The sequence below is a fragment of the Mesorhizobium sp. CNPSo 4671 genome (genome assembly GCF_057784245.1).
This window is the reverse complement of the sequence record NZ_JBWLUW010000001.1, coordinates 555,750-579,984: the sequence shown is the minus strand read 5'-3', so window position 1 is coordinate 579,984 and position 24,235 is coordinate 555,750. Positions and strand designations below refer to the sequence as shown.

Here is a 24,235-nt window from a genome sequence, read left to right as displayed (position 1 = left end):
GCAGGACGATGCGCCGCGGCTATTCCGCCGCGACGCCCTTCACCTCGAGATAGCTCTCCATGGAATCATCAAGCGCCTGCAGCCAGGGCGTATGGTGCAGCGGCGCCATGGTGCCGGTCATCAGCGAGCGGTAAGCGTGATCGCGAAAACTCATAATGTCTTCCGCCTTGTGGTGCTCCCATTCCATGAAGGTCTGGTTGACCGCCTCGACGTCGAAACCGGGATAGTCGGTCTGGTCCATCAGTTCCTTGGTGTAGTCGCCCTGGAACCAGATCATCTGTTCGGCGTCTTCCAGCGTTTCCTCGCGGGCGCGCCATTTGGCGCTGTGCTCGGCCATCGCCTTGGCTGAGGGCAGCTTGATGCGGCCCATGATGACGTCGCGGGCAAACCAAGCCTGCGCGTCGAACATGTTGAAAGTGTAGAACTGGTCCTGCATGCCGATATAGGACAGTTTTGGGTTCTTCTCCCAGACGACGCCTTCATAGAGGTCGAGCGGCCACATGCGGTTGGCGGTCTTGAGCTTGAGGTCGTCGGTGAGGAAGGGGAAGGAATGGAGATAGCCTGTGCACAGGATGATGGCGTCGACATCCTTGGTGGTGCCGTCCTTGAAGTGCGCGGTCTTGCCGACGACCTTCTGCAAGAGCGGCACCTCTTTCCAATTCTCCGGCCATTTGAAGCCCATCGGCTTCGAGCGGTAACTGGAGGTGATCGACTTGGCGCCGTATTTGTAGCACTGCGAGCCGATATCCTCGGCCGAATAGGAACGGCCGATGATCAGGATATCCTTGCCCTTGAATTCCATCGCGTCGCGGAAATCATGGCTGTGCAGGATGCGGCCGTTGAAGGTCGAAAACCCTTCGAAATAGGGAACGTTGGGCACCGAAAAATGCCCGGAAGCGACGACGACATTGTCGAACTCTTCGGAATAGGTGACGTCGTTGGTCCGGTCATGCGCGGTGACTGTGAATTTCTTCGTTTCGTCCGAGAAGGTGACCATGCGCACCGGGCTGTTGAAACGCACCCATTTGCGCAGGCCCGATTTTTCGACGCGGCCCTTGATGTAATCCCAAAGCACGGCGCGCGGCGGATAGGAGCCTATCGGCCGGCCGAAATGCTCCTCGAAAGTATAGTCGGCGAATTCCAGGCATTCCTTCGGTCCATTCGACCAGAGGTATCGGTACATCGAGCCGTGAACGGGATCGCCATGCTCGTCCAGGCCGGTGCGCCAAGTGTAATTCCACAGGCCGCCCCAGTCCGACTGCTTTTCGAAGCAGACGATTTCGGGGATATCGGCGCCCTTGTCTTCAGCCGACTTGAAGGCCCTGAGCTGCGCCAGGCCGGACGGTCCGGCGCCGATGACGGCAACACGAGTTTTCATTTGCAGGGCCTCCTCATTTTTGATTTCCCCAGCGAAACAAATTTCACTGACAGTGACACTAATTGGCCCTTCGGTGCTGTCAACAGACATCTGCGGGAACGGCGTTTGCGCGCGACGGAATCCTGGCGAAAAACCTTCGCTGACAGAAACGATGGGATCGGCGCGTGGGACTTAAGACGCTTGCCGACACCGCCGCGCTGCTGTATCGCCACCTCTGATGTTCACCTTGAGTGAAATAAATCCGCGAAATCCGGGGGCGACATGGCGAAAGACAGTTCCAAGGCCGGGCTTGCCGGCGCCAAGCCGAAGCCCCAGCCAAAGGTTTCGGCGGACGGTAAGACCATCCGCGCACCGCTGACACAGAACCCGCACGCCATCCGTGATACACGCGAGAAGGTGCTGGAGGTGGCGATCGGCCGCGAGGTGCGGGCGTTCCGCAAGAAGCTCGGCATCACCGTCGCCGACCTCGCCGTCGCCACCGACATTTCGCTGGGCATGCTGTCTAAGATCGAGAACGGCATCACCTCGCCGTCGCTGACCACTTTGCAGGCGCTGTCGCGGGCGCTCGGCGTCCCCGTCACCGCCTTCTTCCGCCGCTTCGAGGAGGAGCGAAGTGCTGTCTTCGTCAAGGCCGGCGAAGGTCTCGACGTCGAGCGCCGCGGCACGCGCGCCGGCCACCAGTACAATCTGCTCGGCCATATCGGCTCGAACACCAGCGGCGTCGTCGTCGAACCCTATCTGATCACGCTGACCGAAGACTCCGATGTGTTTCCGACCTTCCAGCACGAGGGCATGGAGTTCCTCTACATGCTGGAGGGCGAAGTCGTTTACCGGCACGGCAGCAATCTCTACCCGATGAAGCCTGGCGACAGCCTGTTCTTCGACGCCGACGCGCCGCACGGACCGGAGCAGCTGACGAAACTGCCGATGCGGTATCTGTCGATTATTTGCTATCCGCAGAACAGCGCTGGGTAAGGTGTATTGCAATCCAGGTGAGGCCGGCCTGCAAATGGCGGCTTCCTGCGCTTCCGGTGCTCACGTACGAAAAGTACGCTCCGCTCCGGTTCTCGGAAGCCACCATTTTCGACTCGGCCTGACCTGAATATCAATACACCTTAGTCTGGACACCTTAGTCCGGCCCGAAACCGGGTGAAGTTGGGCTGCCATCATCCAGCTTCGACAGCCACTCCACCAAGGTCGGCCGATACCGTGTCAGGCCCTTGTAGGTGGCGAGCTCTTCCGGCAGGTCGCGGATGACGCGGTGAAGGCGGCGCGCCCATTTCGGCTGCGTTACCAGCTCGTCCATCTTGATCAGATAGCAGCGGATCGGGAAGACGATGCCGTTCGAGCGCGGCAGCCGCCAGAAGCTCTGCAACTCGACGCGCAGATGCACCTTGTCACCGACATTCTCCGGCGTCACCGTGGTGCGGTCCGGTCCCCATTTGTGGTAATTTTCCGGGCTGGTATCGAGGCGCGGATTGATGGTCATCGTCCAGTTGAGGCGCCGCGCCGGTTTGCCCTGCTGGATGTTGGTGAGGAACTTCAGCGCCCTGGTGAAAATGCCCTTCTCATGCGCCAGCGGCACCGGCGCGTGCCACTCGAAAAAGTTCATGCCGATATCGAAATCGAGCGACCAGTCGGCCTGCGTGGTGACCATGCCGGCATCCATCCACAGATTGCCGTCGCGCTGGTCGAGGATGCAGAAATCGCCCTGGCTCTGGCGGGTGATGTATTCCATGGGGCCGTAAGGCAGCGTCGAGGTGTCGCCGAAGGTGAAGGTGTCATCGATGCCCAGCGGCCGATTGATCCAGCGCCAGCGGTCGCCGTCACGCGCCAGCGTGAAATGCTCGGGATAGCCCAGCGCCTGCTGCTCCATCAAAAGCTCGAGCAGGTCCCAACCGGCAAGCGTCATATGCGGCAGCGACTGGCAGCGCAGCGGATCCTCGGCCAGCACCAAAGCACGGTCCTGCATCTCGGCGACATAGTGCTCGTCGACGTCGATCAGATTTTCCAGCACGCTGCCTTTCGGGCCGACGACATGCGGCTCGATGTTGACCGCATACATGTAGGCGTCTTCATGGAACGGGAATGGGAACCGCCTGATGTGCTCCGGGCTGTTCTTGAAGGTGAAATCGTCGCGGAACGTTTCCTTGCGAAAGGTGATACCCATGATTTTGTCCTACCGCTCCAGCACCAGCGACCGGCCCTCGAAGCGCGAGACGCACGGCATGATCTTGCAGCCGGAGCGATGGTCTTCCTCGCTCAGCCAGTGGTCGTTGTGGATGAACTTGCCATCGTAAGAGATGACGTTGGTCTCGCATTGGCCGCAGACGCCGCCGCGGCAGAGATAGGGTGGATCGACGCCCGCCGCTTCGATGGCTTCCAGCAGGCTCTGCTGCTCGTCCACCCTGATCGTCTTGCCGGTGACGGCAAGCGTTACGTCGAAAGGCACTCCCGGCTGGGGTGCCGCGAAATGCTCGAAATGCACGGCTTCCGAGGGCCAGCCCAAGGCGGCCGCGCGGTCGCGCACCCAGTTGATCATGCCGGCGGGGCCGCAGACATAGAGATGCGTGCCGAGCGGCTGCGTCGACAGCAACCGGTCGAGGTCGATGCGCTCGTCCAGGTCGTCATGATAGAGCCTGATGCGCCTGTCGTAACGCTCCCGCAGCACGTCGGCATAGGTGCCGAGCGACGCCGTGCGGCAGGTGTAGTGCAGTTCGAAATTGCCGCCCTCCCCGGCCAGCTGCGCGGTCTGCGCCATGAAGGGCGTGATGCCGATGCCCCCGGCCAGCATCAGGTGCTTTTTCGCCCTGAGATCGAGCGAGAACAAATTGACGGGATAGCTGATCACCATCTCCAGGCCCGGCTTAACGGACCGGTGCATGAACAGCGAGCCGCCGCGCCCGACATCGTCGCGGCGCACCGAGATCGTGTATTCGCGCGTGTCGAGCGGCGAACCCATCAGCGAATAGGGATTGAGCCTTGTGCGCTCGCCATCGCGCATCTCGACCACGACATGGGCGCCGCCGGAAAAGGTCGGCAGCAACTCACCGTCGCGCCGGCGGAAATGGAAGCGGGTGACGAGCTCGTTGACCGGAACGACGTCGCTGACGACGACATCGAGTTTCGTGGTGCCGGTGCTCATGGGAAGGCCTCCTCGATTGGAGGAATCTCGGAGCGATCCTCGGCGTTGATGCAGACACCCTGGAAAGCCGCCAGCCGCCGCGAATAGTGATCGCGCACCAGAAGCAGCAGGCCGCAATGCGAACAGGTGGCCGGCTGCGTCGTCACGTTCTCGGTGATGCCCTTGCAGTGCACGCATTGCATGCGGCGCGCCAGCGAGCCGCGATGCTCAGTCTGCATCGAGGTGTGATCGATGCCGGCCTCGAGCGCCACCTGCATGGCCTGGCCGATCAGACCTTCGGTACCGGCGAGGTAGAGACGCAAACCCATATGGGCGTTGCTCAGTGTCTGCTTCAGCCTTGGCAGCAGGCTGGCGAAGGACGGCGCCTGATGGAATTGCGCCGGCTTCAGCGCCTCGAGGGCGGCGACATGCTTGCCGTCGGGGCCTGGGATGAAGACGATTTCGGCGCCGTCAAAAAAACCCGGCGGAGCCTTGCCTGCCATGCCTAAAATAGCGAGCGCACCTTCGGCATCGGCGATGAAAAGATGGTGTTTGCCGGGCTGCGGAGAGAGCGTTCCGTAGACGGGCCGGCTGATGATGCTTTTGGCTGCCATTTAAGTCTTCGTGCCTCGAACCCCTCGCTGTTGATTATGCCTCAACCTTTCGCCGTGCGCTTGGTCTTCTTGGGATCGTCGAACGGCAATGGCTGCGCCGTCGCCTTGATCGCTCCGCCCTTGTTGCGGATTTCGAGCTTGGTGTCCCTGACCGCGCAGTCGACGTCGAGGCGGGCGATGCCCATCGATTTCTTGACCAGCGGCGAATACATGGCGCAGGTCACCACGCCGACCTTTTTGCCGTCGCGATAGACCGGCGCGCCTTCGTCGGCGGGCTCCTTGCCGTCGAGCAGCACGCCAAAAATCTTGAAGCGCTCCTTGCCCTTCAGCCGATAGTGCTCTTCGGCGCCACGGAAGCCGGTCTTGCCGGGGCTGACGGTGAAGTCGAGGCCGAGCTCCCACAGCGTGTCGCCGGGGCCTTCATTGTCGAACGGATATTTTTGCGAATTGTCGTAGGGATAGAACAGCAGATAGCTCTCGACACGCAGCATATCGAGCGTGGTGAAGCGACACGGAATGATGCCGGCGCTCTTGCCCTCGTCGAGAATTCGGTCCCAGATCGTGCCGGCATCCTGACCGCGGCAGAAGATCTCGTAGCCGCGCTCGCCGGTATAGCCGGTGCGCGAGATCATCACCGGGAAACCGAAGAGCTGGGTCTGCATGTGATGGAAATAGTTCAGGTCGCGAATCCCCGGCACATGCTTGGCGAGATAGTCGACTGAAGTCGGCCCTTGCAGCGACAGGTCATGCAGATTGTCGTCGAAGCGCAGCGAGACGTCCCTGCCCATCGCGGCGCGCTGCAATTCCTCATGGCCGGTGCCCGAGCCATGCACGACCATCCAGCTGTTCGGGCCGGTGCGGTAGAGGATGCAGTCGTCGGTGAATTTTCCCGCCTCGTTCAGCATGCAGGCATAGGCTGACTTGCCGGGGTAGATCTTTTCCACGTCGCGCGTGGTGGCGAGGTCGATGAGATGCGAGGCATGCGGCCCTGTGATGTGGACCTTCTTCAGGCCCGACACATCCATCAGCCCGGCCTTGGTGCGGATGGCGATGTATTCTTCGTCGGCGTCCTTGTCGTAGGTCCAGGCGGTGCCCATGCCGCTCCAGTCTTCGAGCTTCGAACCCAGCGCGCGGTGGCGATCCGCCAGGGTCGAAAATCTCCAGGATGCCGTCATCCGCTCGTCCTCCGTTCAAAAATCCATTGTTCCCTGCTCCTTGGCGCGAGGCCGGAGCTTTGGGCTGAATATTGATCGCAAACGCGGGGTAGCCGCAATCCCCTGAAAGCAAATAATTTCATTGTCAGGCAAAATTGACCGCTTCGAGTAAACGGTTAACTCAGCGTAAATTCGTCTTGACAATTGCGGTAAACGGTCTGAATTTATGAAAAAAATTTCACTCTCTTGAAAGAGAGCGGCGCGCGGTGGATTCGGAACCGGACGCCGGAAAAAAGGGGAAAAACCGATGTCAGACCTGCAGCAGCGCATCGAGGCGCTGTATCGCTCCGACTTGCGCGGATCCGCGTTGCTGATCATCTGCCTGTGGGCGACGATCCTCTTCGTCCTCTTCATGACATGGCCGTACATTCCCGACAGCGGCATCAAGGCCGTCGTCGCGATTGCCGCCGCCGCCGTGCTGATCTTCAACACGGCCGCGATCCTGGCGATGGTCAAGCACTACAAGGAAGACAAGGACTTCATCTACGGCCTCGATATCAAGAACGCCGACGCATCCCGCAACCGCAACTCCTGAAGGGTACAAGAGATGTCGCGCTATACGCCGCCGGAGCAGAGCAAGGCCGGCCAGGTTTTCGATATCGTCGTCGTCGTGGTCGCCATTTTCGTGGCACTGTGGCTGCCGCTGAAGCTCGGACTTGCCGGAGCCGCCAAATCCATCGACGCGCTCGACGCCAAGACCTGGGAAGCGCTTGGCCAGAACCCGACCATGGCCGCGATCTGGGAGAAGCTCGGCTACACGCCCGAGACCGCGCATGACGTCATCCAGAACCGCTTTCACTATGTCATCGACTGGCCAACGCTGATCATCATGGCCGCGGTGCTGATCGGCTATTTCGTCTTCCTGTTCCGCGCATCCGACCGCGAATATCGCGATGTCATCAACGAAAAGTTCGACGACAAGTAAGAGTTTCGACGGGGAACACGATCATGTGGATTTCACTCTCTTACGCATGCTGGGGCATCTCGGCCGTGCTCGCTTTGTGGATGCTCTACGACTGGTTCAAGGTCGATACGACCTATTCCGAGGACGTTCTGACCTCGTCGCGCGAAGGCGAGCTTGAAGCCGTTTCCGAAAAACACCGGATCTGAGTGGGGACTGACATGACGGCTGCGGTTGAAACGGCACAAACGACGACAATCCACGGCGACAGGGTCTCGCTGCTGCGGGTGCTCGGCCCCGCCCATGTCTGGGCGCTCGGCGTCGGCATCGTTCTGGTCGGTGAATTCACCGGCTGGAATTTCTCCGCCGACAAGGGCGGCGCGCTGGCCGCGCTGATCGTCTGCTGGATCGTCGGGCTGCTCTATACCTCGGTCGCCATGATCGATTCCGAGGTGACGTCGACGGTCGCCGCCGCTGGTGGACAATACGCCCAGGCCAAGCACATTGTCGGGCCGCTGATGGCCTTCAATGTCGCGCTGTTCCTGGTTTTCGCCTACACGATGCTCGAGGTCTCCGACGCCATCCTGCTCGGCGACACCATCGTCGCCAAGGCCGGCGTCGAAGGGCTGACCCACAATTCCTTCATCGCCGCCACCATCGTCGTGCTGGCCTGGCTCAACTATCGCGGCGTGCTGATGACGCTCAACGTCAACTTCGTCATCACCGCGATCGCCTATATCTCGATCGTCATCCTGTTCTTCTCGGTCAGCCCGTGGACGCAAGGCGCGGTGCTGAAGCTCAACGAACTGGTCACCCCCGGCAATGCCCTGCCCTATGGCTGGATCGGCGTCATCGCGGCCTTCCAGTTCGGCATCTGGTATTATCTCGGCATCGAGGGCACCACGCAGGCCGCCGAGGAAGTGCGCTCGCCGGCGCGTTCCCTACCCTATGGCACGATGGCCGGCATGATCACGCTTTTGATCGCCGCCGCCATGACCTGGTATGTCTGTGCCTCGCTGATGCCGTGGGAATATCTCGGCATCACCTATTATCCGCTGTGGGACGCCGGCAAATTGACCGGCAGCCCGTTGCTCGAAAACCTGCTCTTCATCGCGACGCTGCTGGCGGCACTGGCCTCGGCCAATGGCTGCATCAATGATGCTGCCCGCGCGTGGTTCTCGCTTGGCCGCGACCGCTATCTGCCGAGCTGGTTCTCGGCGGTGCACCCGACGTACCGCACGCCTTACCGCTCGATCCTGTTCCTGCTGCCGATCGCGCTCGCCTTCGCCTTCATCGCCGACCTCAACCAGGCGATCACCTTCTCGATCCTGTCGGGCGTGCTGCAATACACCTTTATGAGCATCAACATCATGATGTTCCGCAAGAAATGGCCGCTCGGCACCATCCGCCGCGGCTACACGCACCCCTTCCATCCGCTGCCGGCCATCGTGCTGTTCTGCCTGTGCGTGGTGACCTTCTTCGCCATCTTCCTCGGCTTCGGCTCACAGTTGATCGCGATGACCATCTTCTATTTCCTGATCTCGCTGTGGTTCCATTTCTACCGTTACAAATTCGTGCGGCGCGGCGACCAGTTCACCATGCCGTGGCCGAAACCACAGGGCTATTGATGGGAGACGGCCCGCCCCGATCCTTGGCGGGCCGGACATGACAAAATGTCCGAGGTGACATCAGCACTGCTTGCCGGGGCCATTGTCCTGGCCCTTGCCCTGCACTTTGCGTGGCTGGCGCGCCGCAGCCGCAACAGGGTTTTGGCGGCGCTCGCCGCCGACGCGGCCGGCATCCGCGCCGTCATCGCCGACGCTGCCGATGTTTCGGACGGCACCGCCGGTGTCATCACCTGGGAAGGATCGTGGAACGGCCAGCGCGTTCAACTGCGCACCATCGTCGATACGCTGGCGACGCGAAAACTGCCGGCGCGCTGGCTCAGCGTTTCGATCACCGAAAAGGTTGCCGTGCCGGCGACGTTCGACATGATGATGCGGCCGGGCTCGCCGACGACCTTCTCCAATTTCGACCATCTCCAGCATACGCTGCCAAAGGCTCCGGGATTTCCGCTCGAAGCGGTGCTGCGGACCGACCGCCGCGGCACGCGTTTCCCGCAAGGCGTCATCGCCGAGCATCTGGAGCCCTTTTCGGAAGGCCGCGCCAAGGAGCTGCTGATCACACCAAACGGGGTACGCATCGTCTGGCTGCTGGCCGAGGCCGAGCGGGCGCGCTACGGCGTTTTCCGGCAAGCCGCCTTCGGTGACACGCAGATCGATCCGGCGCTGATCGAGCGGCTGCTCACCTCCCTCTCGGCGCTGCGCGACGCCATCAACAAAAGCGAACGGCAAGCCGCATGACCAGTTCGAACACGCAGCGTGCGCCGGCGAGCCCTTATCTCGTCCTGGGCGCGGCAATCGTGCTGCCGGCAAGCGGCCATGTCATTCTAGGCGTGCCGGTGCGCGGGCTGCAGTTTCTTTTCTTCATGGTGATCCTGGCCTGGGTGACCGCCAAGATCGCGCCGCCCGACGCCAGCTTCATCGGCCGCCATGCCGGCGGCTTCCTGATCTATGCGCTGTCGATCCTCGACGCCTATAAGCTCGCCCGCATCCGCCATGCCCAATGGGTTCACAATGCAGCCCGCGACGGCGATAGTTCGCAAAGCGGCATCACGCCGCATACGTAACTACAGGAAAATTTTTTTCATATGATTGAATTCGAGCACCGCATTCGGTACATCATCTCTTAGCTACAAACGCCGGGAGGCTGACATGTGTGGAATTGTCGGACTGTTTTTGAAGGACAAGTCGCTGGAGCCCAAGCTCGGCGCGATGCTGTCGGAGATGCTGGTCTCGCTCAGCGATCGCGGCCCCGACAGCGCAGGCATCGCCATCTATGGCGCGCCTTCCAAGAATGAAGCCAAGATCACCATTCAGTCGGCGAAACCCGCGCGCGATTTTCGCGACCTCGATATCGAGCTTGCCAAGGCCATCGGCGCGCCTGTGAGCATTGCGGTGAAGTCGACCCATGCCGTCGTCAGGACCGCGCCTGCCAAGATCGATGAAGCCCGCGAAGCTATCCAGGCGCTGCGTCCCGATATCCGCATCATGGGCGCCGGCGACGTCGTCGAGATCTACAAGGAAGTCGGCCTGCCCGAGGCGGTGGTCGATCGCTTCGACGTCCGTAAGATGACTGGTACGCACGGCATCGGCCACACCCGCATGGCGACGGAATCGGCGGTGACGACGATGGGCGCGCATCCGTTCTCGACCGGCGCCGACCAGTGCCTGGTGCACAATGGCTCACTGTCGAACCACAACAATGTCCGCCGCGAGCTGATCCGCGAAGGCATGAAATTCGAGACCGAGAACGACACCGAAGTGGCGGCCGCCTATCTCTCCTCGCAGATGGCGCATGGCAAGAACCTCGGCGAGGCGCTGGAAGGCACGCTCTCCGACCTCGACGGCTTCTTCACCTTCGTCGTCGGCACCAAGAACGGTTTTGGCGTTGTCCGCGACCCGATCGCCTGCAAGCCCGCCGTGATGGCCGAGACCGACCAGTATGTCGCCTTCGGCTCGGAGTATCGCGCGCTGACCAAACTGCCCGGCATAGACAATGCGAGGGTCTGGGAACCGGAGCCCGCAACCGTCTATTTCTGGGAGCATTGAGTTCATGCCGGCAACCAAACTTTCAAAGGCGGCGACGCAGGACCACGCCTCCCGGATCTTCGATCTCGATGTGTCGTCGCTGCGCGAACTCAACCAGGCGCTGCACAATCTGGCGCCCGGTTCGAACGAAACGGCGTGGGAAGTGCTGCATCCGAAGGGCAGCCATTCGGTCGCCGTCGGCGTCGACCAGCCCGTCAGCATCGATGTACGCGGCAGCGTCGGCTACTACTGCGGCGGCATGAATTCCGGCAGCACCATCACCGTGCACGGTTCGGCCGGCCCCGGCGTCGGCGAAAACATGATGTCGGGTTCGATCATCGTGAAAGGCGACGCCAGCCAGTATGCCGGCGCCACCGGCAAGGGTGGCCTGCTGGTCATCGAGGGCAATGCCTCGTCGCGCTGCGGCATTTCGATGAAGGGCATCGATATCGTCGTGCACGGCAATATCGGCCACATGTCGGCCTTCATGGCGCAGTCCGGCAATCTGGTGGTGCTGGGCGATGCCGGCGATGCGCTGGGCGACTCCATCTACGAGGCGCGGCTGTTCGTGCGCGGCAAGGTCGACAGCCTGGGTGCCGACTGCATCGCCAAGGAGATGCGGCCCGAACATCTGGAATTGCTGCAGGGCCTGCTCGACCGCGCCGGCGTCACCGGCGTCAAGCCGTCGGAGTTCAAGCGCTACGGCTCGGCGCGCACGCTTTACAATTTCAATATCGACAACGCCGACGCGTATTGAGGCAGCATGACCTACAAGAATCCGCCGACGACGCCGCGCAAATCCGCGACCTTCGACGACTACACGCTTTCCGAAATCCGCCGCGCCGCGGCAACCGGCATATATGACATCCGTGGCGGTGGCGCCAAACGCAAGCTACCGCATTTCGACGACCTCTTGTTCCTCGGCGCCTCCATCTCGCGCTATCCGCTCGAAGGCTATCGCGAGCGCTGCGACACCAGTGTCGTGCTGGGCTCCCGCCATGCCAAGAAGCCGATCGAACTGAAGATCCCGATCACCATAGCCGGGATGAGCTTTGGATCGTTGTCCGGCCCGGCGAAAGAAGCCCTCGGCCGGGGCGCGACGCTGGCCGGCACCTCGACCACCACGGGCGATGGCGGCATGACCGAGGAAGAGCGTGGCCATTCCAAGACGCTGGTCTATCAGTACCTGCCGTCCCGCTATGGCATGAACCCGCGCGACCTGCGCCGTGCCGATGCCATCGAGGTCGTTGTCGGCCAGGGCGCCAAGCCCGGTGGCGGCGGCATGCTGCTCGGCCAGAAGATCTCCGACCGCGTCGCGGAGATGCGCACGCTGCCAAAGGGTATCGACCAGCGCTCGGCCTCGCGTCACCCCGACTGGACCGGCCCGGACGATCTCGAGATCAAGATCCTCGAACTTCGCGAAATCACCGACTGGGAGAAGCCGATCTACGTCAAGGTCGGCGGCGCCCGCCCCTATTATGATACCGCGCTTGCGGTGAAGGCCGGCGCCGATGTCGTCGTCGTCGACGGCATGCAGGGTGGCACCGCAGCCACGCAGGAAGTGTTCATCGAGAATGTCGGCCAGCCTACGCTTGCCTGTATCCGCCCGGCGGTGCAGGCGCTGCAAGATCTCGGCATGCACCGCAAGGTGCAGCTGATCGTCTCCGGCGGCATCCGCAACGGCGCCGATGTCGCCAAGGCGCTGGCGCTCGGTGTCGACGCGGTCTCGATCGGCACGGCAGCTCTCGTCGCTCTCGGCGACAACGATCCCCGCTGGGAGGCGGAGTACAACGAACTCGGCACGACGGCCGGCGCCTATGACGACTGGCATGAGGGCCGCGACCCTGCCGGCATTACCACCCAGGACCCGGAGTTGATGAAGCGGGTCGACCCGGTGGCCGCCGGACGCCGTCTGGCAAACTACCTCAAGGTGATGACGCTCGAGGCGCAGACGATTGCCCGCGCCTGCGGCAAGAACAGCCTGCACAATCTCGAACCCGAGGACCTCGTCGCATTGACGATCGAAGCCGCCGCCATGGCCGGCGTGCCGCTGGCCGGCACCAACTGGATACCGGGGAAGAACGGCTTCTAAAACAGCATCCAAAGACATAAGCGAGGAATTATAATGGGGAACGATCTCGCCGCATTCGCCAAAGAGAACGGCGTCAAATACTTCATGATTTCCTACACCGACTTGTTTGGCGGACAACGTGCCAAGCTGGTGCCGGCGCAGGCCATCACTGACATGCAGAAGGACGGTGCCGGCTTTGCCGGCTTCGCCACCTGGCTGGATCTCACGCCGGCCCATCCCGACATGCTGGCGGTGCCGGATCCGGACTCCGTCATCCAGTTGCCATGGAAAAAGGAGGTGGCCTGGGTCGCCGCCAACTGCATCATGGACGACAAGGAGGTCGACCAGACGCCGCGCAACACGCTGAGGCGGCTGATCGCGGAGGCCGCCGGCGATGGGATGCATGTCAAGACCGGTGTCGAGGCCGAGTTCTTCCTGATCTCGCCGGACGGCAGCGTCATCTCGGACCAATACGACACGGCCTCAAAGCCCTGCTACGACCAGCAGGCGGTGATGCGCCGCTACGATGTCATCGCCGAGATCTGCGACCACATGCTGGCGCTCGGCTGGGGCCCCTACCAGAACGACCATGAGGACGCCAACGGCCAGTTCGAGATGAACTGGGCCTTCGACGACGTGCTCGCCACCGCCGACAAGCACTCCTTCTTCAAGTTCATGGTCAAGTCGGTGGCCGAGAAGCACGGCCTGCGCGCCACCTTCATGCCAAAACCCTTCCAGGGCCTGACCGGCAATGGCTGCCATGCCCATATCTCGGTGTGGGACAAGGCGGGCAAGACCAACGTCTTCGCCGACAATTCGATGGAACTCGGCCTGTCGGCCAAGGGCAAGAACTTCCTCGGCGGCATCATGAAGCATGCCTCGGCGCTTGCCGCCATCACCAACCCGACGGTCAACTCCTACAAGCGCATCAACGCGCCGCGCACGATTTCGGGCGCGACCTGGGCGCCGAACACGGTGACCTGGACCGGCAACAACCGCACCCATATGGTGCGCGTGCCCGGCCCCGGCCGCTTCGAGCTGCGTCTGCCGGACGGTGCTGCCAACCCTTATCTCTTGCAGGCGGTGATCATTGCCGCCGGCCTCGACGGCATCCGCTCCAAGGCCGATCCCGGCAAGCGCTACGACATAGACATGTACCAGCACGGCCACACGGTGAAAGGCGCGCCGAAACTGCCGCTCAACCTGCTCGACGCGCTGCGCGAGTTCGACAAGGACAAATCGCTCAAGGCGGCGCTGGGGGAGGAATTCTCGTCGGCCTACCTAAAGCTGAAGCACCAGGAATGGAATTCCTATGCTTCGCACTTCACGCAATGGGAGCGCGACCACACGCTGGACATATAACCGTCCTGCCGGTGCGAGCGACCTCGGAATGAACTGATGAAATACTCGATCTTCTCGCTCGCCCGCGCCGCCCTTTCCGGCCACAAGAACTGGCAGCGCACCTGGCGCGACGCCACGCCGAAGGACCGCTACGACGTGGTGATCATCGGCGGCGGCGGCCATGGCCTGGCCACCGCCTGGTTCCTCGCCAGCGAATACGGCATCAAAAATGTCGCCGTGCTGGAAAAAGGCTGGATCGGCTCCGGCAATGCCGGCCGCAACACCACCATCATCCGCTCCAATTACGGCCTGCCCGGCAACACCGGCTTCTACGAATTGTCGATGAAGCTGTGGGAGCGGATGGAGCAGGACCTCAACTACAATTCGATGGTCAGCCAGCGCGGCGTCATCAACCTCTATCACTCCGACGCCCAGCGCGACGCCTATGCGCGGCGCGGCAACACGATGCGCATCAACGGCATCGACGCCGAACTGCTCGACCTCGCCGCGGTCAAGAAGATGATCCCGTTCCTGAACTACGACAATGCGCGCTTTCCCGTACAGGGCGGATTGCTGCAGCGGCGCGGCGGTACGGCGCGGCACGATGCCGTTGTCTGGGGCTACGCGCATGCGGCGAGCGGGCTCGGCGTCGACATCATCCAGAATTGCGAAGTGACCGGCTTTGTCAGGGACACCAACGGCAAGGTGACCGGCGTCGAAACCTCGCGCGGCAGGATCGGCGCCGGCAAGGTCGGCATGGCGGTCGCCGGCTCTTCGTCGCGCGTCGCTGATATGGCGGGCCTGCGCCTGCCGATCGAAAGTCACGTGCTGCAGGCCTTTGTCTCCGAGGCGATCAAGCCGCTTATCCCCGGCGTCATGACCTTCGGCGCCGGCCATTTCTATGTCAGCCAGTCCGACAAGGGCGGCCTTGTCTTCGGCGGCGACATTGACGGCTACAATTCTTACGCCCAGCGCGGCAACATGCCTGTCATGGAGGATGTCTGCGAGGGCGGCATGGCGCTGATGCCGATGATCGGCCGCGTGCGGCTTTTGCGCCAGTGGGGCGGCATCATGGACATGTCGATGGACGGCTCACCGATCATCGACAAGACACCGGTGGACGGGCTCTATCTCAATGCCGGCTGGTGCTATGGCGGCTTCAAGGCGACGCCGGGATCCGGCTTCGTCTTTGCCCATCTTCTGGCCCGCGACACGCCACATGAGGAGGCTGCGCGGTTCCGCCTCGACCGCTTCCGGACCGGCGCCATGATCGACGAAAAGGGCCAGGGCGCCCAACCGAACCTGCACTGAGGACGGCCAGAAAACATGCGTATTGTCTGTCCTTTCTGCGGCGAACGCGCACTCGGCGAGTTCACCTATCTCGGCGACGCCAAACCGGTGCGGCCAGCGGCTGGCGCTTCGGAAGACGAGGTCTTCGACTACGTCTATCTGCGCGACAACATCGCCGGCGTGATGAGCGAGAACTGGTATCATGGCGGCGGTTGCCGGGCGTGGCTGAAGGTCACCCGCAACACGCTGACGCATGAGATTTCGGCCGTGGAACCGGCAGCGGGCGCCGGTGCCGCGAAGGTTGGCGCGTGATGGCCGGCATGCAGACAAACCGGCTCGACGGTGGCGGCCTCATCGACCGCACGGCGCCGCTAAATTTCCGCTTCGACGGCAAGAGCTTTTCCGGCTTCCAGGGCGATACGCTGGCGTCGGCGCTGGTTGCCAATGGCGTCAAGCTGGTCGGCCGCTCGTTCAAGTACCACCGCCCGCGCGGCATCCTGACCGCTGGCTCGGAAGAGCCCAACGCGCTGGTCGAACTGCGCACCGGCGCCCGCCGCGAGCCGAACACCAAGGCGACGACGGCGGAGCTTTATGAGGGGCTCGAGGCCGCCAGCCAGAACCGTTGGCCGTCGCTGCGCCACGATGTGATGTCGGTGAACCAGCTGTTCGCACCGATCTTCGTCGCCGGCTTCTACTACAAGACCTTCATGTGGCCGGCGAAATTCTGGGAAGCCATCTACGAGCCGGCGATCCGCCGCGCTGCCGGTCTTGGCCGTGCCGCAGGCGTCGCCGATCCCGACCACTACGACAAGGCCTGGGCGCATTGCGATGTGCTGATCGCCGGCTCCGGTCCGGCCGGTCTGGCGGCAGCATTGGCGGCCGGCCGCAGCGGCGCCCGCGTCATTGTCTGCGAGGAAGATTTCACGCCTGGCGGCCGCCTGCTCTCGGATGGCGGCACAATCGATGGCCTGCCGGCTGCCGAATGGTTGTCGCGGACACTGGCCGAGCTCGCGGCGATGCCCGATGTCCGTATCATGACCCGCACGACGCTGTTCGGCGTCTATGATGGCGGTACTTATGGCGCGCTGGAGCGGGTCAGCGACCACCTGCCCTCGCCGCCCGAACATCAGGTGCGCCAGCGGCTGTGGCGGATCGTCGCCAAGCGCTGCGTCGTTGCCGCCGGCGCCATCGAACGTCCCATCGTCTTTGCCGGCAATGACACGCCCGGCGTGATGATGGCGTCGGCGATGCGGACCTATGTCACGCGCTATGCCGCCGCTCCCGCAAAGCGGGTCGCACTGTTCACCAACAATGAGGATGGCTGGCGCACGGTCGAGATGGCGCTCGGCGCCGGGCTGCAGATCGCGGCGGTGATCGACGCACGGCCTGATGTATCGCCAGCGCATCGTTCGCTCGCTTCCAAGAACGGCTTCACTGTGCTGCATGGCTCCGTCAGCGGCGTCGACGGCAGCAAGGATGGGGTCAGGAAGATCGCAGTGTCGCTGACCGGCGGAGCACGCGCTGAAGTCGAGGCCGACGGGCTTGCGGTTTCCGGCGGCTGGAATCCCGCGGTCGGGCTGACCTCCTATCATCGCGCCCGGCCGAAATGGCGCGACGACATCGCTGCCTTCGTGCCCGACGGCGCGCCTCCTGGCATGATTGCAGCCGGTGCCGCCAACGGTGCCTTCGGCCTCGGCGCCTGCCTGGCTGAAGGGTTCGCCGCAGGTGCAGCGGCGGCGCGTGATGCCGGGCGTGCCGGCACGGTCGGCTCAGCGCCACTCGCCAACGACGAAGCCTTTTCGCTGACGCCGCTCTGGCACGTCGCCGGCAAGGGCAAGGCCTTTGTCGATTACCAGCATGACGTGACCGCATCCGACATCGAACTGGCGCAGCGCGAGGGTTTCGAATCGGTCGAGCATCTGAAGCGTTACACCACGCTCGGCATGGCGACCGACCAGGGCAAGACGTCCAACGTCGCCGGCCTCGCGATCATGGCGGCGGTCAGCGGCAGGTCCATTCCCGAGACCGGCGCGACGATCTACCGGCCGCCTTACGTGCCGGTCGCCATCGGCGCCTTCGCCGGCCACCATCGCGACGAGACTTTCCATGCGACCAGACTGACGCCGTCGCATCACTGGGCCGCCGAACAGGGCGCGATCTTCGTCGACACCGGGCTTTGGAAGCGGGCGCAATGGTATCCGCGCGCCGGTGAAAAGGACTGGCTGGAATCGGTGACCCGCGAGGTCAAGGCGGTGCGCTCAGGCGTCGGCTTCTGCGATGTCTCGACGCTTGGCAAGATCGACGTGCACGGCCCGGATGCCGGCGCCTTCCTCGACCGCGTCTACATCAACACCTTCTCCAATCTTGCCGTGGGAAAAGCCCGTTACGGGCTGATGCTGCGCGAGGACGGCATCGTCTATGATGACGGCACGACGTCACGGTTGGCCGAGGACCACTATTTCCTCACCACCACCACGGCCAAGGCCGGGCTGGTGATGCAGCACCTCGAATTTTGCCGGCAAGTGCTGTTCCCCGAACTCGATGTGCAGCTGACCTCGGTCTCCGACCAGTGGGCGCAATTCTCGATCGCGGGACCGAAGACCCGCGACCTGCTCAAGGAGATCGTCGATCCTGCGGAAGACCTTTCCAACGAGGGTTTCCCGTTCATGGGCGCGCGCGAAGTCGCTTTGCGCGGCGGCATCAAGGCGCGGCTGTTCCGCATCTCCTTCTCCGGCGAGATGGCGTTCGAGATTTCGGTGCCGGCGCGCTATGGCGAGGCGATGGCGCGCAATTTGATGCTGGCCGGAAAACAGTTCGGCGTCACGCCTTACGGCACCGAGGCGCTCGGCGTGATGCGCGTCGAAAAGGGCCACATCGCCGGACCGGAACTGAGCGGCACGACGACCGCCGCCGATCTCGGCCTCGGCAAGATGATGTCGACCAAGAAGGATTTCATCGGCCGCGTCATGGCCGGCCGCGAGGCACTGGTCGCGCCGGACCGGCAGGTCGTCGTCGGCGTCAGGCCGACGGACAGAGCGCGCCGGCTGCGATCGGGTGCGCACATCATCCCGAAAGGGCAGACACCCGGGCCGGGCAACGACCAGGGCTACGTCACCTCGGTTTGCTTCTCGCCGACATCGGACCAGTGGATCGGACTGGCACTGGTCGAGCGCGGCCGCGAACGCATCGGCGAGATCGTCCATGCGCATGACCCGATACGCGGCGAAGACTATGACGTCGAACTCTGCAATCCCGTCTTCTACGATCCGGATGGAGGGCGCCAGCGTGGCTGAGTTTTCCTGGGATGTCCGCAGCCCCCTCGACCGCGCGCTCGCGGTGGGGCGGTATGGTGCGCAGGGCGAAGCCGGCGTGGCGCTGACCGAGATCCGCAATTTCGACCTGGTGCAAGTGATGGCGCGGCGTGGCAAGGCGGCGGAGCTGGCCAAGGCTGCGAAGGGCTGGTTCGGCGTTGCTGCGCCAGGAACGCCGAGGGCGGTGCAGACCGCGGATGCCACACTGATCTGGTCGGGACCGGATCAGTTTTTCGTCCTGTCAAAGGGTGGCAAGAACGGGATGGCGGTTCTTGCTCCTTCCCTCGCCGGGTCGGCTTCGCTCTCCGACCAGTCGCATGCGCGGGTGCTGATCAGCGTCTCCGGTGCCAAGGCGCGGGCGATGCTGGCCAAGCTGTCGTCGATCGATCTGCATGCCGATGCGTTCGCGATTGGCGCGGCTGCCGCGACCTCGATGGATCACACCAGCGTCACGCTGTGGCGGGGTAATGATCGGACGGATGGGCAGGCGGTGTTCAACGTTCTGGTGTTCGCGACCTTTGCCGAGAGCCTTTGGCATACGATGCTGGATTCGGCGGCAGAGTATGGAGTGGTTATCGGCCATTCCGAGGAGTTGGCGTAGCGCTTGTGCGCGCTCTTCCCTTCTCCCCGTGTGGGAGAAGGTGGATCGGCGCGCAGCGACGAGAGGGATGAGGGGTGTTCCAGCGAAGTGAGACGTTCGCTTTCCCTGAAGCACCCCTCATCCGTCACCTTCGGCGACACCTTCTCCCACAGGGGGAGAAGGGGAGCTTACATCACCTCCGCCTTGCCAAACCCAACCGCCCTGCTATTCTTGCTGCTAAAATAATTTTACACACAGGCAAACTTGTTTCTCGAACCGCAAGGCTGAGATGAGCCAGTCGCCCTACCCCGCAGTCACTGCCGGACCGCCGCGCCCGAGCCTCATCCTGAGGCCCGGTCAGATCGCGCTGCCGCCGGGGATGGAGCGCTATACGATCCAGGGCAATGGCGCGGTGCTGATCGAGGTCGAGGCCGGCGACACGATCACGGTGCGCAATGTCGAGGGTGGCCAGGCCTGCGAACTCCTGGCCTGGGACATCACCGGTGCCACCGACCCCGGCATCTTCGGCGAGAAATCCAACAGCAACGCCGCCAGCATCAAGGCGCTGCTTGTGGATGGCGACGACAGTATCGGCGCGTTGCGGCGCGGCATTGCACGCCGGCAGGTGCAGCTCGACCAGGCCAAGGCGGTGCGCGTGTTCGGCGCCACCACGCCGGCCGGCACCGAACAGAGTTTCACCGTCGCGCGCGACGGCTCGATGATAATCGCCGCGCCCGGCGGGCTGATGCTGGTCGATGGCCATGATACGGCAACGCCGCTCACCGCCATCGTGCGCCGCGCCACGATCCGCCTGAAAACGAAATCGCAGCTTGCCGATCCCCTCGCCGATCCGGTGCTCGACCTGCGCGTCCATTCGGCGACGGCTGAATCCTATTTCGTCAAGGCCGGCGACTATCTGCAGATCATCGATGTCGACGGGCGCCAGTGCACCGACTTCCAGTGCTTTTCCGCGCGTAAACTCGACAAGGGCCTCGACCATCCGCTCGACGTGACGACGACGCGCACGCTGATGGGGTCGAGCTATCCGATGCCCGGCCTGCATTCGAAATATTACGACCAGGACATGGAGCCGCTGGTCGAAGTGGTGCAGGACACATGCGGCCGGCACGATGCCTTTGCTCTCGCCTGTGCTGCCAAATATTACGACGACATCGGCTATCCCGGCCACACCAACTGCTCGGAGAATTTCAACGGCGCGCTGGCCGGCAAGGGCGTCAACCCCCGCGCCGGCTGGATGGCGATCAACTTCTTCTTCAACACGTCGATCGACGCGCATGGCGTCATGGTCTCCGACGAGCCGTGGTCACGCGCCGGCGACTATGTCCTGCTGCGCGCATTGGCCGACATCGTCTGTGTCTCCTCCGCCTGCCCTGACGACACGACGCCGGCCAATGGCTGGGACCTGACCGACATCCATGTGCGGACCTATTCCGGCCAGCACAAATTCTCGCGAGCGATCGCCAGACGCATGACGCCCGATTCGGAACCAAAAATGACCCGCGAGACCGCTTTTCATTCGAGCTTTGCCAAACAGACCCGCAACTTCTCGGAGTACAGGGGCTATTGGCTGGCCAATTCCTTCGCCAAGGAAGGCCCCATCGCCGAATACTGGGCCTGCCGGCAGGACGCCGTGATCATGGACCTGTCGCCGCTCAGAAAATTCGAGGTCACCGGCCCGGATTCCGAAGCGCTGCTGCAATACACGCTGACCCGCGACGTCAAGAAGCTCGGCGTGGGCCAGGTTGTCTATTCCGCCATGTGCTACGAGCATGGCGGCATGATCGACGACGGCACGCTGCTCAGGCTCGGCAAGGACAATTTCCGCTGGGTCGGCGGCGACGATCTGTCCGGCGAATGGCTGCGCGAGACAGCCAAGAAGCTCGGGCTCAACGTGCTGGTGCGCTCATCGACCGACCAGATGCACAATGTCGCCGTGCAGGGTCCGAAAAGCCGCGACATCCTGAGAGAAGTGATCTGGACCTCGCCACTGCAGCCGTCGATCGATGAACTCGAATGGTTCCGCTTCGCGGTCGCGCGCATCGGCGGCGGCAACGGCATTCCGGTTGTCGTCTCGCGCACCGGCTATACTGGCGAACTCGGCTATGAGATCTGGTGTCATCCGCGCGACGCCGAAAAGGTGTTCGACGCGATCTGGGAGGCCGGCCAGCCGCATGGGCTGAAGCCGATGGGCCTGCAGGCGCTCGACATGGTGCGCATCGAGGCCGGGCTGATCTTCGCCGGTTACGAATTTTCCGACCAGACCGACCCGTTCGAGGCCGGCATCGGCTTCACCGTGCCGCTGAAGAGCAAGACCGACGATTTCATCGGCCGCGAGGCGCTGATCCGGCGTAAGGAGAACCCGGAGAACAAATTGGTGGGCCTCGACATCGACAGCAATGTCGCCGTCGGCCATGGCGACTGCGTCCATGTCGGCCGTGCGCAAATCGGCGTGGTCACGTCGGGCATGCGTTCGCCGGTGCTCGGCAAGAACATCGCGCTAGCCAGGCTCGACGTCACCCATGCGGCCATCGGCACCGAGGTCGAGATCGGCAAGCTCGACGGCCACGCCAAGCGGCTGCCGGCGCGAGTCGTCGCCTTCGCTCATTACGATCCGCAGAAGACCAGACCGCGCTCCTGAACGTTGCGACCCTTGCCTTCTCCCCTTGTGGGAGAAGGTGGATCGGCGCGCAGCGCCGAGACGGTTGAGGGGTGTTCCAGCGGAGTGAGACGTCGGCGTTCCCTGGAGCACCCCTCATCCGACCTCGCTTCGCGAGGCCACCTTCTCCCTCAAGGGGAGAAGGGAAGAGCGTGCGCGCGCAAGCGTGATGTGCACGACGCCACAAAACGCTTGACGTGAAAGCGCGCCGGATCAATCTTCACTCCTAAGAAAAAAATACGACTGAGTGGAAACACGTCGGTCGAGATCATTGGCCGGGGAGCAAGCTTCGCAAAGCCGAGGCATCGCCGGCGGGGAACACTTAAAAAAGGGGAAGTCACTGACATGAGCACCATAAGCACGGCCCTCGAGCAGCCTGCCGAAAGCAAGCTGCTCAGGCATATCGACTGGCGCGGCGCCTTCTGGGTGGCAAGCGGCGTTCCGGCGCTGGTCCTGTTTTCGATCGGCGGCATCGCCGGCACGACGGGGACGCTGGCCTTCCTGATCTGGACGGTGTCCATGATCATGGGCTTCCTGCAATCCTTCACCTATGCCGAGATCGCCGGCCTGTTCCCGAACAAGTCGGGCGGCGCGTCGATCTATGGCGCCACCGCCTGGCTGCGCTACTCCAAATTCATCGCGCCGCTGTCGGTATGGTGCAACTGGTTCGCCTGGTCACCGGTGCTGTCGCTCGGCTGCTCGATCGCCGCCGCCTATATCCTCAACGCGCTGGCGCCGGTGCCGCTGTTCACCGAGACCTCGGCGGAAGTCGTTGCCTATATCGCTGCGCATGCCGGGACGGCGCCCGCCGACGCGATTGCCGCGGTGACGACCGCCGCGACACCGGCGATCCGCAACTGGACGCTGTACAGCCACACGTTGGGTCCGGTCTCCTTCACCTTCAATGCGACCTTCTTCATCGGCGCGGTGCTGATGCTGATAATCTTCTCGATCCAGCATCGCGGCATCCTCGGCACCGCCAATGTGCAGAAATATATCGGCCTGCTGGTCATCATCCCGATGCTGATCGTCGGCGTCGTGCCGATCTTCACCGGGCAGATCAACTGGGCCAACTTCTCGCCGCTGGTGCCGCTGGCCGCCGCCTATGCGCCGGACCCCGGCGCCTGGAACATCGCCGGCTGGACGCTGGTGCTCGGTGGCATGTTCATCGCCGCCTGGTCGACCTACGGCTTCGAGACCGCCGTCTGCTATACCTCGGAGTTCAAGAACCCCGGTACCGACACCTTCAAGGCCATCTTCTATTCCGGCCTGCTCTGCATGCTGTTGTTCATCCTGGTGCCCTTCACCTTCCAGGGCGTGCTGGGCCTCAACGGCATGCTGGCGACGCCGATCGTCGATGGTTCCGGCGTGGCGGACGCGCTAGCCGGCATGGTCGGCGGCGGCAAGATCATCCACAGCCTCTTGGTGATGCTGATGATCCTTGCGCTGGTGCTGTGCATCATGACGGCGATGGCCGGCTCCTCGCGCACGCTCTACCAGGGCTCGGTCGATGGCTGGCTGCCGCGCTATCTCAGCCACGTCAACGAGCATGGCGCGCCGACGCGGGCGATGTGGACTGACCTCTGCTTCAACCTGATCGTGCTGGCCATCGCCTCGGCCGACGCGACGAGCTTCTTCTTCATCCTCGCCGTGTCGAACTGCGGCTACATCATCTTCAACTTCCTCAACCTCAACGCCGGCTGGATCCACCGCATCGACAATGGCCATATTGCGCGACCCTGGCGCGCGCCGAGCTGGCTCTTGGGGATCGGGGCGATCTTCGCCTATGTCAATGCGATGTTCATGGGCGCCGGCGCCAAGGTGTGGAACCCGATGGCGCTGTGGGCCGGGCTGATCACCGCGGCGCTGATCATCCCGGTGTTCTGCTTCCGCCACTACATCCAGGACAAGGGCAAATTCCCCGACCACATGCTGGCCGATCTCGGCATGACGGGAGCTGACCTGTCGGTCAAAAAAGCGGGCATGCTGCCCTATCTGACGCTGGTCGCCGGCGTGGCGGTGATGCTGATCGCCAACTGGTACTTTGTCATCTGACACCGCCAACCGATGATAACGGGCGCGCT

22 protein-coding genes are annotated in these 24,235 nt (G+C 63.1%); 17 read left to right on the top strand and 5 right to left on the bottom strand.

The features are described from left to right. Positions 1-19 precede the first annotated feature (19 nt). Positions 20-1,378 carry a trimethylamine monooxygenase gene (locus AC04SF_RS02535; protein ID WP_488476366.1) on the bottom strand — a complete coding sequence of 453 codons (1,359 nt, stop codon included), beginning with the start codon at positions 1,376-1,378 and terminating at the stop codon, positions 20-22. A gap of 261 nt (positions 1,379-1,639) precedes the next feature. Here AC04SF_RS02535 and AC04SF_RS02530 point away from each other — a divergent pair, with 261 nt between their 5' ends. Beyond that, positions 1,640-2,353 (top strand): helix-turn-helix domain-containing protein, encoded by a 714-nt coding sequence (locus tag AC04SF_RS02530; RefSeq protein ID WP_064983208.1) that lies wholly within the window; start codon positions 1,640-1,642, stop codon positions 2,351-2,353. A 154-nt stretch (positions 2,354-2,507) separates the two neighbouring features. Here the strand turns inward: AC04SF_RS02530 and AC04SF_RS02525 are convergent, their stop codons facing one another. The 4 genes from AC04SF_RS02525 to AC04SF_RS02510 are packed head-to-tail and all read right to left on the bottom strand — an operon-like array spanning position 2,508 to position 6,291. Next, the gene (locus AC04SF_RS02525) at positions 2,508-3,548 is read right to left on the bottom strand and encodes a heme-dependent oxidative N-demethylase family protein (protein ID WP_488476365.1); all 1,041 of its coding nucleotides are present in this window, start codon (positions 3,546-3,548) and stop codon (positions 2,508-2,510) included. Positions 3,549-3,557: 9 nt separating this feature from the next. Continuing rightward, the gene (locus AC04SF_RS02520; RefSeq protein WP_488476364.1) at positions 3,558-4,523 is read right to left on the bottom strand and encodes a PDR/VanB family oxidoreductase; all 966 of its coding nucleotides are present in this window, start codon (positions 4,521-4,523) and stop codon (positions 3,558-3,560) included. Next, positions 4,520-5,116, bottom strand: a complete 597-nt coding sequence (locus tag AC04SF_RS02515; RefSeq protein ID WP_096455740.1) for a dimethylamine monooxygenase subunit DmmA family protein — start codon at positions 5,114-5,116, stop codon at positions 4,520-4,522. Before AC04SF_RS02515 ends, AC04SF_RS02520 begins: the two co-directional genes overlap by 4 nt. 41 nt (positions 5,117-5,157) lie before the next feature. Continuing rightward, positions 5,158-6,291, bottom strand: coding sequence for an aminomethyl transferase family protein (locus AC04SF_RS02510; RefSeq protein WP_488476363.1), 1,134 nt, complete (start codon positions 6,289-6,291; stop codon positions 5,158-5,160). Positions 6,292-6,577: 286 nt separating this feature from the next. Between AC04SF_RS02510 and AC04SF_RS02505 the strand changes: the two genes are divergently transcribed. From AC04SF_RS02505 to AC04SF_RS02430, 16 genes are all read left to right on the top strand, one after another. Then, positions 6,578-6,865, top strand: coding sequence for a hypothetical protein (locus AC04SF_RS02505; RefSeq protein WP_183457243.1), 288 nt, complete (start codon positions 6,578-6,580; stop codon positions 6,863-6,865). Between the two features lie 12 nt (positions 6,866-6,877). Beyond that, positions 6,878-7,255: a hypothetical protein gene (locus tag AC04SF_RS02500; protein WP_019856864.1), complete on the top strand. Its 378-nt coding sequence runs from the start codon at positions 6,878-6,880 to the stop codon at positions 7,253-7,255. A 23-nt stretch (positions 7,256-7,278) separates the two neighbouring features. Then, positions 7,279-7,440, top strand: coding sequence for a hypothetical protein (locus AC04SF_RS02495; protein ID WP_488476362.1), 162 nt, complete (start codon positions 7,279-7,281; stop codon positions 7,438-7,440). 12 nt (positions 7,441-7,452) lie between these two features. Next, complete coding sequence (locus AC04SF_RS02490) at positions 7,453-8,859, top strand: APC family permease (protein ID WP_096455732.1); 1,407 nt, start codon at positions 7,453-7,455, stop codon at positions 8,857-8,859. A 45-nt stretch (positions 8,860-8,904) separates the two neighbouring features. Further along, on the top strand, positions 8,905-9,594 hold the full coding sequence (locus tag AC04SF_RS02485) for a hypothetical protein (RefSeq protein ID WP_488476361.1): 690 nt from the start codon (positions 8,905-8,907) through the stop codon (positions 9,592-9,594). Next, positions 9,591-9,920 (top strand): hypothetical protein, encoded by a 330-nt coding sequence (locus AC04SF_RS02480; RefSeq protein WP_488476360.1) that lies wholly within the window; start codon positions 9,591-9,593, stop codon positions 9,918-9,920. Before AC04SF_RS02485 ends, AC04SF_RS02480 begins: the two co-directional genes overlap by 4 nt. Before the next feature lie 85 nt (positions 9,921-10,005). Then, entirely contained in the window at positions 10,006-10,902 is an 897-nt protein-coding gene (locus AC04SF_RS02475; RefSeq protein WP_488476359.1) for a class II glutamine amidotransferase, read from the top strand. 4 nt (positions 10,903-10,906) lie between these two features. Continuing rightward, complete coding sequence (locus tag AC04SF_RS02470) at positions 10,907-11,638, top strand: GltB/FmdC/FwdC-like GXGXG domain-containing protein (protein ID WP_488476358.1); 732 nt, start codon at positions 10,907-10,909, stop codon at positions 11,636-11,638. Between the two features lie 6 nt (positions 11,639-11,644). Next, positions 11,645-12,973: an FMN-binding glutamate synthase family protein gene (locus tag AC04SF_RS02465; RefSeq protein ID WP_172351489.1), complete on the top strand. Its 1,329-nt coding sequence runs from the start codon at positions 11,645-11,647 to the stop codon at positions 12,971-12,973. A 33-nt stretch (positions 12,974-13,006) separates the two neighbouring features. Next, positions 13,007-14,314 carry a type III glutamate--ammonia ligase gene (glnT, locus tag AC04SF_RS02460; protein ID WP_096455722.1) on the top strand — a complete coding sequence of 436 codons (1,308 nt, stop codon included), beginning with the start codon at positions 13,007-13,009 and terminating at the stop codon, positions 14,312-14,314. A gap of 36 nt (positions 14,315-14,350) precedes the next feature. Next, positions 14,351-15,604, top strand: a complete 1,254-nt coding sequence (locus AC04SF_RS02455) for a sarcosine oxidase subunit beta family protein (protein ID WP_488476357.1) — start codon at positions 14,351-14,353, stop codon at positions 15,602-15,604. A 15-nt stretch (positions 15,605-15,619) separates the two neighbouring features. After that, on the top strand, positions 15,620-15,895 hold the full coding sequence (locus tag AC04SF_RS02450; protein ID WP_488476356.1) for a sarcosine oxidase subunit delta: 276 nt from the start codon (positions 15,620-15,622) through the stop codon (positions 15,893-15,895). After that, on the top strand, positions 15,895-18,876 hold the full coding sequence (locus AC04SF_RS02445; protein ID WP_488476355.1) for a sarcosine oxidase subunit alpha: 2,982 nt from the start codon (positions 15,895-15,897) through the stop codon (positions 18,874-18,876). The genes AC04SF_RS02450 and AC04SF_RS02445 overlap by 1 nt, the downstream gene beginning before the upstream one ends. Then, on the top strand, positions 18,854-19,495 hold the full coding sequence (locus AC04SF_RS02440) for a sarcosine oxidase subunit gamma (RefSeq protein ID WP_488476354.1): 642 nt from the start codon (positions 18,854-18,856) through the stop codon (positions 19,493-19,495). The genes AC04SF_RS02445 and AC04SF_RS02440 overlap by 23 nt, the downstream gene beginning before the upstream one ends. Before the next feature lie 268 nt (positions 19,496-19,763). After that, positions 19,764-22,133: a trimethylamine N-oxide demethylase gene (locus AC04SF_RS02435; protein WP_488476353.1), complete on the top strand. Its 2,370-nt coding sequence runs from the start codon at positions 19,764-19,766 to the stop codon at positions 22,131-22,133. A gap of 363 nt (positions 22,134-22,496) precedes the next feature. After that, positions 22,497-24,206 (top strand): trimethylamine N-oxide permease, encoded by a 1,710-nt coding sequence (locus AC04SF_RS02430; RefSeq protein WP_488476352.1) that lies wholly within the window; start codon positions 22,497-22,499, stop codon positions 24,204-24,206. Positions 24,207-24,235 lie beyond the last annotated feature (29 nt).